14 protein-coding genes and 1 pseudogene are annotated in these 14,387 nt (G+C 71.1%); 11 read left to right on the forward strand and 4 right to left on the reverse strand.

The window, feature by feature from the left end:
- A partial coding sequence (locus H0487_RS18055) for a ComEC/Rec2 family competence protein (RefSeq protein ID WP_183095624.1) occupies nucleotides 1-1,050 on the forward strand: 1,050 nt, incomplete at its 5' end.
- A 35-nt stretch (nucleotides 1,051-1,085) separates the two neighbouring features.
- Nucleotides 1,086-2,033 carry a DNA polymerase III subunit delta gene (gene holA / locus H0487_RS18060; protein WP_183095625.1) on the forward strand — a complete coding sequence of 316 codons (948 nt, stop codon included), beginning with the start codon at nucleotides 1,086-1,088 and terminating at the stop codon, nucleotides 2,031-2,033.
- A gap of 98 nt (nucleotides 2,034-2,131) precedes the next feature.
- On the opposite strand, the pseudogene rpsT reads toward holA, so the two are convergent.
- Nucleotides 2,132-2,359 (reverse strand): annotated as a pseudogene (rpsT, locus tag H0487_RS18065) (30S ribosomal protein S20); the annotation flags it as partial.
- A 169-nt stretch (nucleotides 2,360-2,528) separates the two neighbouring features.
- On the opposite strand from rpsT, the gene H0487_RS18070 reads away from it, so the two are divergent.
- The gene (locus tag H0487_RS18070; protein ID WP_183095627.1) at nucleotides 2,529-3,005 is read left to right on the forward strand and encodes a DUF3592 domain-containing protein; all 477 of its coding nucleotides are present in this window, start codon (nucleotides 2,529-2,531) and stop codon (nucleotides 3,003-3,005) included.
- Here the strand turns inward: H0487_RS18070 and H0487_RS18075 are convergent.
- Entirely contained in the window at nucleotides 2,995-3,966 is a 972-nt protein-coding gene (locus H0487_RS18075) for a phosphotransferase family protein (RefSeq protein WP_183095628.1), read from the reverse strand. The genes H0487_RS18070 and H0487_RS18075 overlap by 11 nt on opposite strands.
- An 82-nt stretch (nucleotides 3,967-4,048) precedes the next feature.
- Here H0487_RS18075 and lepA point away from each other — a divergent pair, with 82 nt between their 5' ends.
- A complete protein-coding gene (lepA, locus tag H0487_RS18080) occupies nucleotides 4,049-5,920 on the forward strand; it encodes a translation elongation factor 4 (protein WP_183095629.1) in 1,872 nt (623 codons plus the stop codon).
- Between the two features lie 9 nt (nucleotides 5,921-5,929).
- On the opposite strand, the gene H0487_RS22945 is transcribed toward lepA, so the two are convergent.
- Together H0487_RS22945 and H0487_RS18085 are read right to left on the reverse strand one after the other, a co-directional pair.
- Nucleotides 5,930-6,247, reverse strand: coding sequence for a hypothetical protein (locus H0487_RS22945; protein ID WP_220793552.1), 318 nt, complete (start codon nucleotides 6,245-6,247; stop codon nucleotides 5,930-5,932).
- A complete protein-coding gene (locus H0487_RS18085) occupies nucleotides 6,201-7,037 on the reverse strand; it encodes an NAD-dependent epimerase/dehydratase family protein (RefSeq protein ID WP_220793553.1) in 837 nt (278 codons plus the stop codon). Before H0487_RS18085 ends, H0487_RS22945 begins: the two co-directional genes overlap by 47 nt.
- A 53-nt stretch (nucleotides 7,038-7,090) precedes the next feature.
- Here H0487_RS18085 and H0487_RS18090 point away from each other — a divergent pair, with 53 nt between their 5' ends.
- The 7 genes from H0487_RS18090 to hemW form a co-directional block, all read left to right on the forward strand.
- Nucleotides 7,091-8,020, forward strand: a complete 930-nt coding sequence (locus H0487_RS18090; RefSeq protein WP_183095630.1) for an aminoglycoside phosphotransferase family protein — start codon at nucleotides 7,091-7,093, stop codon at nucleotides 8,018-8,020.
- A gap of 13 nt (nucleotides 8,021-8,033) precedes the next feature.
- Nucleotides 8,034-8,939, forward strand: a complete 906-nt coding sequence (locus H0487_RS18095; protein WP_183095631.1) for a GNAT family N-acetyltransferase — start codon at nucleotides 8,034-8,036, stop codon at nucleotides 8,937-8,939.
- Between the two features lie 32 nt (nucleotides 8,940-8,971).
- Nucleotides 8,972-9,754 carry a hypothetical protein gene (locus H0487_RS18100; protein ID WP_183095632.1) on the forward strand — a complete coding sequence of 261 codons (783 nt, stop codon included), beginning with the start codon at nucleotides 8,972-8,974 and terminating at the stop codon, nucleotides 9,752-9,754.
- 25 nt (nucleotides 9,755-9,779) lie between these two features.
- Complete coding sequence (locus tag H0487_RS18105; protein WP_183095633.1) at nucleotides 9,780-10,451, forward strand: MOSC domain-containing protein; 672 nt, start codon at nucleotides 9,780-9,782, stop codon at nucleotides 10,449-10,451.
- Between the two features lie 51 nt (nucleotides 10,452-10,502).
- The gene (locus tag H0487_RS18110) at nucleotides 10,503-12,326 is read left to right on the forward strand and encodes an AMP-dependent synthetase/ligase (protein ID WP_183095634.1); all 1,824 of its coding nucleotides are present in this window, start codon (nucleotides 10,503-10,505) and stop codon (nucleotides 12,324-12,326) included.
- Nucleotides 12,327-12,401: 75 nt separating this feature from the next.
- Nucleotides 12,402-13,337, forward strand: coding sequence for a dioxygenase family protein (locus H0487_RS18115; RefSeq protein WP_183095635.1), 936 nt, complete (start codon nucleotides 12,402-12,404; stop codon nucleotides 13,335-13,337).
- A gap of 23 nt (nucleotides 13,338-13,360) precedes the next feature.
- Nucleotides 13,361-14,387 (forward strand): radical SAM family heme chaperone HemW (hemW, locus tag H0487_RS18120; RefSeq protein ID WP_183095636.1); only part of this gene is annotated, 1,027 nt, incomplete at its 3' end.

Raw genomic sequence — 14,387 nt, forward strand, 5'->3', positions numbered from 1 at the left:
CGGCCCGTCGGGACGCTGGCCGGGGGGTGCGTCGGCTGGATCGTCGTCGTCGCGGAGCGCGGTGCAGCGCTGCCGGTCCCCGGGGTGGCATGGGGGACCGGCGTCCTGGCGATCGGCGCGCTCGCCGTCCTCTGCGTCGCCGGCGCCGTGGTCGCGCCGCGGCTGCTGCGCAGCCGTCGGGTGGGGCTGCTGACCGGGCTGGCGACGGTCGCTGTCCTGCTCGGCGTCCCGGGCCGGTTCGACGCCCTCCCGGGGCCGTTCGGCGGGGCCTGGCCGCCCGACGACTGGTTGCTCGCCGCCTGCGACGTGGGGCAGGGCGACGCGCTCGTCCTGTCGGCCGGCCCCGGGGCCGCGGTCGTGGTCGACGCCGGACCCGACCCCGCGGCGGTGGACCGCTGCCTCGACCGGCTCGACGTGGAGCAGGTGCCGCTGCTCGTCCTCACCCACTTCCACGCCGACCACGTCGACGGGCTCACCGGCGTGCTGCGGGGGAGGCGGGTCGGTGCCGTCGAGGCCTCGCCGATGCTCGACCCGACGACCGGCCACGACCGGGTCGAGGCGACGCTGGCGTCCGCGGGGCTCGCGGTCACGCCCACCGCGTACGGCGAGGCCCGCAGCATCGGTGACCTGACGCTCCAGGTGCTCTGGCCGGACCTCCCCGGGCCGGTCGCCGGTCCGGGGGACGGCAGCGCGGCCAACGACGCCAGCGTGGTGCTGCTCGTCGAGACCCACGGCCTGCGGATCCTCCTCACCGGCGACGTCGAGCCGCACGCCCAGGCGCGGCTGGCGGCGGCTCTGCCCGGCCTCGACGTCGACGTGCTCAAGGTCCCTCACCACGGCAGCAGCCACCAGGACGAGGAGTGGTTGACCTCGCTCGACGCGGAGGTCGCCTTCGTGTCCGTGGGTGCCGACAACGACTACGGCCATCCCGACCGAGGGCTCCTCGACCTGCTCGCCGCGGGCGGCACGACCGTCGCCCGCACGGACCGGGACGGCGCCCTCGCGGTCACGGCGGGGGAGGCGGGACCGGCTGTCGTCACCGCCGACTGATCCGACCGTCGGCGGAGCCGACTAGGCTCGTCGCCATGCGGGTGGAGGACGTGCTGGGGCGGGTGGTTCTCGTGACCGGCAAGGAGGAGTTCCTCAGTGCCCGGGTCGTCGACGACGTCCGCGCGATCGTCCGGGGCCACGACCCGGAGTCCGAGATCTCCGAGGCCCTCGCGTCCGACCTGACCCTGGCCACCCTGGGTGAGCTCTCGGCGCCCTCACTGTTCTCCACGGTGCGTTGCGTGGTCGTCCGCGGGCTCGAGAACCTCCCCGACGAGTCGGTCGACGGCCTGCTCGGCTACGCCGTCGCCCCCGCCGACGACGTCGCCCTGGTGCTCGTCCACGGCGGCGGGCCGAAGGGGTCCGGCGTGCTCGCCAAGCTGCGCAAGCTCGGCACCGTCACCGAGGAGAAGTCCGGTGAGGTCAAGGCCTGGGAGATGGGCGGCTTCGCCGTGAGCGAGGCCCGGCGTCGTGGCGCCACCCTCGACAAGCGCGCCGCGGAGGTCCTCGTCGTCGCGGTCGGTCATGACCTGCGCTCCCTCGCCGCCGCCGTCGACCAGCTCGTCAGCGACTTCCCCGGCGCACGGATCGACGAGGAGAAGGTCGGCCGCTACTTCGGGGGCCGGGCCGAGGTGAAGAACTACGAGATCGCCGACGCGATGCTCGCCGGCAACCGCTCGCTCGCCCTCCAGGAGCTGCGCTGGGCGATCGAGAGCGGCACGTCGGAGGTCTACATCCTCTCCGCCGTCGCCGGGCAGCTCCGGTCCCTGGCCAACCACGTCGCCGGCAACCGCGAGGGCGGGATGCCGCCGTGGAAGCTCAAGAACCTCAACAGCCAGGCGCGCGGCTGGAGCCCCAGCGGCCTGGCTCGCGCCATCCGCGCCGTCGCCAAGGCCGACGCCGACCTCAAGGGTCGGGCCAGCGACGCGTCCTACACCCTCGAGCGGCTCGTCCTCACCATCGCGTCGTACCGCGAGGCTCACTGAAACCGCCGAGTTGTCGAGGTTGCGGCCCCGAAATGCCAGTACCGCCTGCGGATCCACAGGCGGTACTGGCATTTCGAGGCCGCAACCTCGGCAACTCGGCGGNGGTTCGCGGCCTGGTTCTTGTGGATGACGCCCTTCGAGGCGGCCTTGTCGAGCTTCTTGGCGGCCTCGCGGCCGAGCGCGACGGCCTGGTCCTTGTCGCCGGCCTCGGCGGCCTCACGGAACTTGCGGACGGCGGACTTGAGGCCGGTCTTGACGGCCTTGTTGCGCTCGTGACGCTTCTCGTTCTGCTTGTTCCGCTTGATCTGGCTCTTGATGTTCGCCACTGCTCACGCCTTTTGGTGTCTTGATCCGTCGGATCGATGAAAACTGGTCTGGTCCGGAGTGCGTCGTCTGGTGCATGGGGGCAGGCAAGAACCTGCGAATGACGCGACAGGCAAGGCTAACAGCGGTGCCGGACTGCACCCAAATCGCCCTGTGTGGCAGATTGCCGCCGTGGCCCCTGAAGCGAAGTCGACCTCGAAGTCGTCCCTGTCGCCACTCCCCATGCTGCTGGTGTCGGTCGGTTCGATGGCGTTCTGGACGCTGGTGATCATCGGCGCGACCAGGGACGACGGCTTCATCGTCAACGTCGCGCTCGGACTGGGCGCGGTGATCGCGGTGTTCGCGATCACGATGGCGGTACGACGCAGCCGAGCGCGGCGCGCGCTCCGGGAGCGGATCCTCGACCAGGGCACGCTGGCCCAGGCGCGGATCGTCAGCTGCCGCAACAACGGCGCGATGAACAACGACCCGTACGTCGACTTCGTGCTCGAGGTGATCCCCGAGGGTGGGGAGCGCTACGAGGTCGGCTACCGGACGCTGGTCTCCCAGATGGCGATCCCGCGGGTGCAGCCCGACACGATCGTCGACGTCTGGGTGGACCCGACCGACCCGCAGCAGGTCGTCATCGACCCCAAGTTCACGACCTGACGGTCGGGTCCCACCCGCGCCGCTCGCCCAGCCACGCGTAGAGGACGTCGCGCTGCCAGGCCTGGGCGTCCCGGATGTGGGGCGACGTCGGCGGCACGGGGAGGTCGGCGGACGCGGCGAAGTAGCCGAGGATCAGCGCGAGCGCGACGTCCACGTGCTCGGGGTCGACGGGCGACAGCAGCGGGTGTCCCGCGATGTGGGCCTCGACGTCGAGGCCGTCGCCGCGCGGGCCGATGAGCAGGAACAGCGAGTCCAGCCAGGCCGCGCCGACGACCGGCCAGTTCCAGTCGCACATGACGACCGACCCGTCGGGCCGGACCAGCAGGTTGTCGTCACGGATGTCGCAGTGGACCACGGTCGTGCCCTCGACGACCTCCGCGAACCGCTCGGCGAGCGCACGGCAGTCGTCCGCCCACGGGTGGGCGACCCGGGCCCAGAGCGCCGGCCAGGTGTGGAAGGCGTCGTACGCCGACTCGATCCCGTCGGGTGCGGGGGTGAGCCGCTCCGCGATCTCGACGGCCATCGCGGACGCGGCGGCGAGCTCGTCGGGGACCCACGGACGCTGCGGCGCCCGTCCCTCGACGTGCTCGAAGCCCAGCACCACCCAGTCGTCGGCGTCGTGCAGCCAGCGCAGCTGCGGCGCCGGGAGGCCCTCCGGGAGCCCTGCCGAGAGCATGCTCAGCTTGCGGGCCTCCTCGCGATAGGCATCGGCGAACATCTTCTGCGCGATCGTCGAGGCCGCCTTCACGAAGTGGCGGGTGCCGTCGGCGCACAGCAGGACCGAGGCGAACCCGGGCGTGAACCCCGACGTCCGGGACTCCGCCTCGACGACCGGGGAGCCGATCCGTCGTTCGACCTCGGAGCGGATGTGGGGCGGCAGGAACGGCCACTCCAGCCGGCGCGCGGTGCGGCCGTGGGGGATCCGGGTGGGCAGGGGTACGGCGGTCGCCCTCTCGATCATGGCCCCATCCTGACCTGACGGACCCCGCGGGCGCGCGCTCAAATCGCCGAACGGGCCTGCCCTTTGGAAGAATGGGCAGATCATGCCCGCACCCGCTCCGCAGCCTGGTCGTACCGACCCCGCTGTCATCCGCAACTTCTGCATCATCGCCCACATCGACCACGGCAAGTCGACGCTGGCCGACCGGATGCTCCAGCTCACCGGCGTCGTCGACGAGCGCGCGGCGCGGGCGCAGTACCTGGACCGGATGGACATCGAGCGCGAGCGCGGGATCACCATCAAGAGCCAGGCCGTCCGGATGCCGTGGACGGTCGTCGAGGACAACGCGGAGGGTGCCGAGCCCGGTACCTACGTCCTCAACATGATCGACACCCCGGGCCACGTCGACTTCACCTACGAGGTCTCGCGGTCGCTCCAGGCGTGTGAGGCGGCGATCCTGCTGGTCGACGCCGCCCAGGGCATCGAGGCGCAGACCCTGGCCAACCTCTACCTGGCCATGGGCGCGGACCTCCACATCATCCCCGTCCTCAACAAGATCGACCTGCCGAGTGCCGACCCGGACAAGTACGCCGAGGAGCTCGCCAACATCGTCGGCTGCGACGTGGGCGACGTGCTGCGGGTGAGCGCCAAGACGGGCCTCGGTGTGGACACGGTCCTCAACGAGATCGTCAAGCAGACCCCGCCGCCGGTCGGCGACGCAGACGCCCCGGCGCGCGCCCTCATCTTCGACTCGGTCTACGACACCTATCGCGGCGTGGTCACCTACGTCCGCGTCGTCGACGGCAGCCTCAAGCACCGCGACCGCATCAAGATGATGTCGACCAACGCCGTGCACGAGATGCTCGAGGTCGGCGTCATCAGCCCCGAGCCGGTCAAGGCGGGCGAGATCGGCGTCGGCGAGGTGGGCTACCTCATCACCGGTGTGAAGGACGTCCGCCAGTCGCGGGTCGGTGACACCGTCACCTCCCAGCACCACGGCGCGACCGAGTCGCTCGGCGGCTACCAGCACCCCAACCCGATGGTCTACGCCGGCCTCTACCCGATCGACGGCGACGACTACCCGGTGCTGCGCGACGCCCTGGAGAAGCTCCAGCTCAACGACGCGGCGCTCACCTACGAGCCGGAGACCTCCGGCGCCCTCGGCTTCGGCTTCCGCATCGGCTTCCTCGGGCTCCTCCACATGGAGATCACCCGCGACCGGCTCGAGCGTGAGTTCAACCTCGACCTCATCTCCACCGCGCCCAACGTGGTCTACGAGGTGCACATGGAGGACGGCAAGACGATCGAGGTCACCAACCCCAGCGAGTACCCCGACGGCAAGGTCGCCGAGGTCCGCGAGCCGGTGGTCAGGGCGACGATCCTCAGCCCGTCGGACTACATCGGCACGATCATGGAGCTGTGCCAGGAGAAGCGCGGCAACCTGCAGGGGATGGACTACCTGTCGGCCGACCGCGTCGAGATGCGCTACACGATGCCGATGGGCGAGATCGTCTTCGACTTCTTCGACCAGCTCAAGAGCCGCACCAAGGGCTACGCCAGCCTCGACTACGAGCGCTCGGGCGACCAGGCCGCCGACCTGGTCAAGGTCGACATCCTGCTCCAGGGCGAGCCGGTCGACGCGTTCTCCGCGATCATCCACAAGGACGCGGCGTACTCCTACGGCGTGATGATGGCCGGCAAGCTCAAGGACCTCATCCCGCGCCAGCAGTTCGAGGTGCCGATCCAGGCCGCGATCGGCGCCCGGGTCATCGCCCGCGAGAACATCCGCGCGATCCGCAAGGACGTGCTCGCCAAGTGCTACGGCGGTGACATCACCCGGAAGCGCAAGCTGCTCGAGAAGCAGAAGGAGGGCAAGAAGCGGATGAAGATGGTCGGCCGCGTCGAGGTCCCCCAGGAGGCCTTCGTCGCCGCGCTGTCCACCTCCGGTCCGGCGGGGGACAAGCCGAAGAAGTAGCGCGGACGTTCAGCGGCCGGGGTCCGGCGAGGGATCGCCCCAGCCGGCACGGATGCCGCCCCACATGTCCGCGTAGCCCGCGGGAGCGTCGCGGTACGGCGAGCGACGTTCGAGCGCGGCCCGGACGAACGGCGCCGCGAAGCGCAGGCCGTAGCGCTTCCACCCGATCCGCGCGCGGATCTCGGCGATCATGTCGTCCCACGAGTGCTGTTGGAACCGGAGCGCGTCCTGGGCGCGGGTGGTGTCCATCCAGTCGGTCGCGAACCACGCGGTGTCGTCCTCAGGATCCCCCGGACGGCCGACCGGGATGGCGCCCTCCAGGCCCATCGCCGCGATCATCGCCTCGCCGGCGTCGCCGTGGACCCGGCGGTGGCTCTCGTCGCCGCCGATCACGAACGTCTCGCCGAGGACGTCCTTGGTGGCCGCTGCGGAGAACGCCGCGGCCACGTCGCGCACGTCGACGGTCTGCATCCGCTGNCGCGGCCACGTCGCGCACGTCGACGGTCTGCATCCGCTGGTCGGCAGGGAGCAGGGCACTGAACCGCAGCACGTCGGTGCCGCCGGCGGTGCGCGGCTTGACGGTGAGGACGCCCCCGAGTCGGAGGATCACGAACGGCAGGTCGGACGCCCGCACGATCGCCTCGGCCTCGGCCTTGTGCTGGCCGTAGCTGTCGGCAGGCGAGACGGGCGTGCTCTCGGTGAGGAGCCCGAGCTCGCGGTGCGGGTTGCGGGAGCCGTACACCGCCATGCTGGAGGCCAGCACGAGCCGTGGGACCCGCGGCGCGACGGCCGCAGCGGCGACCAGCTTCTGGACCGCGTCCACGTTGACCGCGCGCGCCACCTGGGGGATGGCGTAGCAGGTCGGCGGGATCACGGCGGCGAGGTGGATGACCACGTCGGGCCGCACCTCGTGGAGGAGCGCGGTCACGTCGGCGTCGTCCGTCAGGTCCGCCCAGCGGACCGCGAACCGCGGGCCGCGGCGGTGCCTCAGCACCGCCTTGCGGTTGGCGGCGGTCGCCAGGTCGGTCGCGGTCACCTGCCAGCCGTCGGCGAGCATGCGGTCGACGACCGCCGTGCCGACCAGGCCACAGGCACCCGTCACGAGAGCGTGTTGCACGTGACGCAACGCTAGTGGAGCGAGCGCTCCCGCGGGTCTGATGGGATGAACTCGTGCTGAACCTTCCGGCGGGGCTCGACTCCCAGCGTGCGCTAGGCCCCGGGTGGGCCGCGTGGCTCGACCGCTTGCCGGCGCTCGCGGCGGAGGTCCTGGCCACGTGGGAGCTGGGACTCGACGGCGAGGCGATGCACGGCTTCTGCTCCCTGGTGCTGCCGGTCCGTACCCCGCGCGGGGTCGCGGCGGTGCTCAAGCTGCACACCGACGCCGACGCCGAGGAGTCCGACCACGAGCACCTCGCGCTCCAGCGCTGGCGCGGCCGCGGAGCGGTGCGGCTGCTGCGCGCCGACCCCGGCCGGCGCGCGCTCCTCCTCGAGCGGCTCGACCCCGTCGACCTCCGCGACCGGTGGGACGCGGAGGCGTGCGAGATCGTCGGCGGCCTCTATCGCCTGATCCACGTCCCGCCGATGCCGCAGCTGCGCAGCCAGGCGTCGTACGTCGAGCGCTGGACGGCAGCCCTCGCCCGCGACGCGGCGGCGGTGCCGATGCCGCGGCGACTCGTCGACCAGGCGGTCTCCCTGGCCGGCGACCTGTGCCGCGAGCCGGCGACCGCGGTCCTCCACGGCGACCTCCACTACGACAACGTGCTGCTCGGCGAGCGCGGCGGCCAGCCGACCTGGCTGGTCATCGACCCGAAGCCGACCAACGGCGACCCGCACTACGAGGTCGAGCCGATGCTGCGCAACCGGTTCGACGAGTACGGCGGGGTCGGGTCGGTCCGCGACGGGATCCGGCGGCGGTTCCACACGCTCGTCGACACCGCCGGGCTCGACGAGCACCGGGCGCGGGACTGGGTCGTCGTGCGCAGCGTGCTCGACGCCCACGGGGCGTTCGCCAACGCCGTCCGCGCCGCCCGCCCGATGAACGAGGACGAGCGTGCCTACGTCACCCGCTGTATTACGGTCGCGAAGGCGGTCCAGGACTGACACGCTGGCGGGCGTGACCCAGGGTGCGGACGTCGAGATCGCGGAGTGCGTGAGCGACGCCGACCTCGAGGACTGGCGGACCGTCCGGCTGTCGGTGGCTCCCGGCGAGCGGTGCATGTCGGTCCCGGAGCTGCGCGCGGCCGCGTCGCCTCGCCGCCTGATGGTCCTGGCCCGCCGCGACGGTGTGGTCGTCGGTTCCGGGCTGGCTGACGACTCCGACACCGAGGGGGCCGGGTTCGTCGTGCCGCGGGTGATGGCGGCGCACCGTCGAACCGGGGTGGGGTCGGCCCTGCTCGACGTCCTGGCGACGCACTGCGTCGGCCTCGGGCACCCGGAGGTCGTCTCGGGCGTCGACGACGAGGGCTCCCTGGCCTTCGCCACCCGGTTCGGCTTCGCCGAGGTCGACCGGGAGGTCGAGCAGACCGTCACCGTGGGGGAGGAGCCCGAGCCCCCGGCCCCTGCAGGAGTCGAGGTGGTGACCCTCGCTGAGCGCCCCGAGCTCTGGGACACCTGCTACGACGGGTTCGGCACCGAGGTGCTGGCGGACTTCGCCGTCCACACTCCGCTGGTGATCAGCGCCGAGCAGTGGAGCACGACCTGGCGCGGCGACCCGATGTTCCTTGCGCTCGACGCCGGCGAGGTGATCGGGTGCGCCGGCCTGCGCCTCGACCCCGACCACCCCGACCGCGCCGAGAACACCCTGACCGCCGTCCGCCGCGACCACCGCGGCCGCGGCATCGCCGTCCACCTCAAGCGCCTCGCCCTGCACTGGGCCGCTTCCCACGGGGTCACGACCGTGTCGACGTGGACCCAGGTCGGCAACACCCCGATGACGACGCTGAACGAGCGGCTCGGCTACGTGACGACGCAGGTCAGCATCACCGTCTCCCGGACCTTGCCGATGTCAACGAACGCCTGACGGCGCGCTCGAGACACCCGATAATCCTCCGCATGCGTTGGCCGTCGCGCGCCGCTCTCGGTGCTGTTGCCCTCTCCGTCGCCCTCCTGCCGAGCACGGCGGAGGCGGATCGCTGGACGGGCGGCGACGCCGAAGGGGACGTCAGGGGGTGGCACTACTCCCCGGAGCCGAAGCCGTGCGGTACCGACACGGTCGTCAACGGGTCGGCAGAGGTCACCAACGACATCACGGGCCTCGAGGTGCGGCACACGCGGAGGTCGCTCGTCATGACCACCACCTTCCGCGACCTCGACCCTGACCTCGAGGTGATGGTGACGAACTATGTCCGCACGCCGCGCGGCGGCTACTGGCTCGACCTCGTCCGGTTCCAGCGGCCGAACGGGACGTGGCGGGTGCTCACCTTCCTGTCCAAGGCACCGCGGTACCCCGACCCCGACCAGGTGAACGAGTGCGGGGCCTTCGGGTTCGTCAGCACCGGCCTGCGATGTCGGATCGGTAGGGAGATCGACCCGGTCGGCGACGTCGTACGGCTCACGTTGCCGAGGACCTGTCTCCAGAGCCCCGACTGGGTGCGCGTCGGCGCTGATGCCGTGCGGTTCGTGGAGACCGACGACCCTGACGACGAGACGTTCACGGTGTTCTCCGACGACTTCGACGGCGGCACCGTCCTGACCAAGTGGAAGATCTCCTACGGCCCGCGCGTCCACTCGACCGGCGTCGTGGGGCCTTCCGGCGACATGGAGCCGCTGCGGACCCGGTCGACCGCGCGCCGATTCAAGGTCGTCGACGGCACCCGGCAGTTCGCGCACCGCTGACGAGCACACCTGCGACGATCAGGGCATGGCACGCATCACCTCCGTCAACGTCGGTGAGCCCCGGGACGCGTCCTGGGCGGGGATCGGGCGCACGTCGATCGACAAGACACCGGTGGCGGGCCGCGTGGCCGTGACCCAGCTCGGGGTCGTCGGGGACCAGGTGTCCGACACCCGCTTCCACGGAGGCGTCGACCAGGCGGTCTATGCCTATGCGCGGGAGGACCTGACGTTCTGGGAGGCCGAGCTGGGGCGGCCGATCCGCGACGGCCAGTTCGGCGAGAACCTCACGACCGAGGGCATCGACCTCAACGGCGCAGCGGTCGGGACCCGGCTGCAGGCGGGGGAGGTCGTGCTGGAGATCGCGAGCGTCCGGACGCCGTGCAACGACTTCAAGTGCTGGATGGGTCTGGGCGGGTACGACGACACGGCGTGGGTGAAGCGGTTCACGGCGGCCCTGCTGCCGGGGCCGTACCTACGGGTCCTGACCACCGGGACCGTCGCGGCCGGGGACGAGATCGTCGTCGTCCACGAGCCCGAGCACGGCATCACCGTACGCGACCTCTTCGTGGCTCTCAACCTGGACCGGAAGCGCCTTCCGGAGCTGCTGGCGATCGACGGGCTCGCCCAGGACCTGCGCCACCAGGTCGACGAATATCTCGCTCGACAAGGGGTGTCCTACCGGCAGCCGCTCCAGTGATCTAGGTTACGTGTCATTCACCGTCGTCTCGCCCAGTGCATGAGGAGCGTCATGCCCATCAACCACGACACCGGCTTCATCGAGCGCATGCCCCAGAACGTGGCCGTGCAGTTCTTGGACCGGGTAGCGAAGTCCGGTTCCAAGGAAGCCTTCCGGTTCCCCCGCGGAGACGCCTGGGAGTCGGTCACCTGGTCCCAGGCAGGCGATCGCGTACGACGCCTCGCCGCGGGCCTGCTGTCCCTCGGTCTCGAGCAGGAGCAGCGCGTCGGCATCGCGTCGTCCACCCGTTATGAGTGGATCGTCGCCGACCTGGCGATCATGTGCGCCGGCGGCGCGACCACGACGGTCTATCCGTCGACGGGAGCCGACGACACGGCCTACATCCTCGGCGACGCCGAGTGCCGCTTCGTCTTCGCCGAGGACGCCACGCAGCTGGAGAAGATCCAGGCCCACCGTGACGAGCTCACCGCGCTCGACAAGGTGATCTCGTTCGACGACAGCCTCGCCGACGGCGAGTTCGTGCTGTCGCTGGACGGCCTCGCCGAGCTCGGGGACGAGCACCTCAAGGCCAACCCCGACGCGATCGAGGCGCTGAGCAAGGAGATCCGGGGCGACCAGCTGTCGACCCTGATCTACACCTCCGGCACCACCGGCCGCCCCAAGGGCGTCCGTACGCTCCACAAGGCGTGGGTGTTCGAGGGCGAGGCCATCAAGGCGCAGGGCATCCTCGACGAGAGCGACCTGCAGTTCCTGTGGCTGCCGATGGCCCACTCGTTCGGCAAGGTGCTGCTCTCGACCCAGCTCGCGTGCGGCTTCGCCACCGCGATCGATGGCCGCGTGGAGAAGATCGTCGACAACCTGGGCATCGTCAAGCCGACGTTCATGGGCGCCGCGCCGCGCATCTTCGAGAAGGCCCACGCCCGGATCGTCACCATGCAGGCGGCCGAGGGAGGTGCCAAGGAGAAGATCTTCAAGAAGGCCTTCGAGGTCGGCACCAAGGTCGACCAGCTGACGATGGCCGGCAAGTCGGTGCCGCTGCCGCTCAAGCTCCAGCACGCGCTCTTCGACAAGCTGGTGTTCAGCAAGGTCCGGGAGCGCTTCGGTGGGCGGGTGAAGTTCTTCATCTCCGGCTCCGCGGCCCTCAACGCCGAGATCGCCGCCTGGTTCCACGCCGCCGGCATCCTCATCCTCGAGGGCTACGGGATGACCGAGAACGCCGCGGGCGCGACGGTCAACCACCCCGACGCCTACAAGCTCGGCACCGTCGGCCAGCCGTTCCCCGGCACCGAGGTCCGCATCGGCGACGGCGGTGAGGTCCAGCTCAAGGGCCCGCACATCATGGCGGGCTACCACAACCGCGACGAGGCCACCGCCGAGGCGATGACCGCCGACGGCTGGCTGCGCACCGGTGACAAGGGCGAGCTGGACGCCGACGGCTTCCTCAAGATCACGGGCCGGATCAAGGAGCTCTTCAAGACCTCCGGCGGCAAGTACATCGCGCCGCCCGCGATCGAGGCGAAGTTCAAGGCGCTGTGCCCCTACGCCAGCCAGTTCATGGTGTTCGGCGCGGAGCGCAACTTCGTCGTCGCGCTCATCACGGTCGACCCCGACGCGATCGCGGGCTGGGCGGCCGAGAACGATATGGCCGGCAAGGACTACACCGAGCTGGTCCGCTCCGAGAAGGTCCAGGAGATGATCGGCGGCTACGTCGAGCAGCTCAACGGCCAGCTCAACCGCTGGGAGACCATCAAGAAGTGGGAGCTCCTCGACCACGACCTGACCATCGAGTCCGGCGAGCTGACGCCGTCGCTCAAGGTCAAGCGCGCGGTCGTCGAGGCCAACAACAAGGACCTGATCGACTCCTTCTACGGGTAGCTGAAATGCGCGAGCGCGCGCAGTTCACGGGTGGCTCACAGGAGCCATACAGGGTCCTTGGCTTCACTGGTCGACATGACCAGTGACACCCACGACCACGAGCTGGAGGCCCACGACCTGGGCCTCCAGCACGACCTCACCGAGCTCGCCAGGCAGCAGGGGAAGCAGGGACCCTCCTGGGGCCGACGCGGGCTGCTCGGCCTCTTCGGCGGGCTCGGCGCCGCTGCGGTGGCCGGCTGCGCCGTCGGCGGCGACAGCGGTACGTCGTCCAGCGGCTCCTCGACCTCGACCTCGAGCAGCGCCGCAGCCCCACCCGCCGGCGGCCCCGGCGGTGCGCCGCCCGACGGCGGCATGGGCGGCGACTCCGCGGTCGAGGTGGCGGACGGGGAGATCCCCGAGGAGACCGCAGGCCCGTACCCCGGCGACGGGAGCAACGGTCCGGACGTGCTGAGCGAGACCGGCATCGTGCGCAGCGACATCACGACCAGCTTCGGCGCCGCGTCCGGTGTCGCTGCGGGGGTCCCCACCACGGTCCGGCTCCGGCTCTACGACCTGTCCGGCGACGACATCACGCCGTTGGCGGGCGGAGCGATCTATCTCTGGCACTGCGACGCCGAGGGCCGCTACTCGATGTACTCCGACGGCGTCACCGAGGAGAACTACCTGCGCGGGGTGCAGGAGGCCGACGCGGACGGCTGGCTCGAGTTCACCACGGTCTTCCCCGCCTGCTATGCGGGCCGTTGGCCGCACATGCACTTCGAGGTCTACGAGAGCCTCGCGAAGGCCACGGACGTGGGCAACAAGATCCGCACCTCCCAACTCGCCCTCCCGCAGGACGTCTGCGACGAGGTCTACACCCACGTGGCGGGCTACGAGCAGAGCATCAGCAACCTGGCCCAGCTGACCCTGGACACGGACGGGATCTTCTCCGACGGCTACTCCCTCCAGCTGGCCAAGGTCACCGGCTCGGTCGACGAGGGCTACACGGTGACGCTCAACGTGCCTGTGTAGGCCGTGCCTGGGAGGATGGCCCGATGCCGTCCGCGTTGCCCGAAGGGGACCCCGTCCCGAGTGACGGTGCACTCCCGGAGCCGGCGATCGCCGGGCTCGGGAACCGGCCGTTCGGGTTCTACGTGCACGTCCCTTTCTGCACGGTCCGGTGCGGCTACTGCGACTTCAACACCTACACCGCCGACGAGCTGGGCAGGGGGGTCTCGCGGGCGACGTACGTCGATCACGCGATCGCCGAGGTCCGGCTGGCTCGGGAGGTCCTGGGTGGCCGGGACCTCCCGGTGCAGACCGTCTTCCTCGGCGGTGGCACCCCGACGCTGCTGCCGGCGGCCGACCTCGGCAGGCTGCTCGGGGCGATCGACGACGCGTTCGGACTCGCGCCCGGCGCCGAGGTGACGACGGAGGCCAACCCGGACTCCGTCGACCCGGCCTACCTCGACGCGCTGCGGTCGGCCGGCTACAACCGGCTCTCGCTGGGCATGCAGTCCGCCGTCCCGCACGTGCTCACGACCCTGGACCGCACCCACGACCCGGCACGGGTCCCCGGCGTGGTCGAGGCGGCACGGGCTGCCGGGTTCGACCAGCTGAGCCTCGACCTCATCTACGGCACGCCGGGCGAGAGCGCCGCGGACTGGGTGACCTCGGTCGAGGCGGCGCTCGCGTGCGCCCCGGACCACGTGTCGGCGTACTCGCTGATCGTGGAGGAGGGGACCGCACTGGCCCGCCGCGTCAAGCGGGGCGAGCTGCCGATGCCGGACGACGACGACCTGGCGGACAAGTACGTCGCGGTGGACGACCTCCTCCGCGCGGCCGGGCTCGACTGGTACGAGGTCTCCAACTGGTCGCGGGACGGAGCCGCCCGGTGCCGGCACAACCTCGCCTACTGGCGCGGCGACGACTGGTGGGGGATCGGCCCCGGGGCGCACTCCCACGTCGGCGGCGTGCGGTGGTGGAACGTCAAGCACCCGGCGGCGTACGGCGACCGGCTCGCCGCCGGCGTCAGCCCCGCCCACGCCCGCGAGGTCCTCGACGAGGAGACCCGCCGGGTGG

This window comes from Nocardioides stalactiti (genome assembly GCF_014180715.1).
Taxonomy (GTDB): Bacteria; Actinomycetota; Actinomycetes; order Propionibacteriales; family Nocardioidaceae; genus Nocardioides; species Nocardioides stalactiti.

Coding starts and splice junctions, on each gene's coding strand:
- H0487_RS22945 (WP_220793552.1), bottom strand. CDS start 6,247: ATGGGCCTGGAGGGCGCCATCCCGGTCGGCCGTCCGGGGGATCCTGAG.
- H0487_RS18100 (WP_183095632.1), top strand. CDS start 8,972: ATGCGTTGGCCGTCGCGCGCCGCTCTCGGTGCTGTTGCCCTCTCCGTC.
- lepA (WP_183095629.1), top strand. CDS start 4,049: ATGCCCGCACCCGCTCCGCAGCCTGGTCGTACCGACCCCGCTGTCATC.
- H0487_RS18075 (WP_183095628.1), bottom strand. CDS start 3,966: ATGATCGAGAGGGCGACCGCCGTACCCCTGCCCACCCGGATCCCCCAC.
- H0487_RS18115 (WP_183095635.1), top strand. CDS start 12,402: ATGACCAGTGACACCCACGACCACGAGCTGGAGGCCCACGACCTGGGC.
- H0487_RS18105 (WP_183095633.1), top strand. CDS start 9,780: ATGGCACGCATCACCTCCGTCAACGTCGGTGAGCCCCGGGACGCGTCC.
- holA (WP_183095625.1), top strand. CDS start 1,086: ATGCGGGTGGAGGACGTGCTGGGGCGGGTGGTTCTCGTGACCGGCAAG.
- H0487_RS18110 (WP_183095634.1), top strand. CDS start 10,503: ATGCCCATCAACCACGACACCGGCTTCATCGAGCGCATGCCCCAGAAC.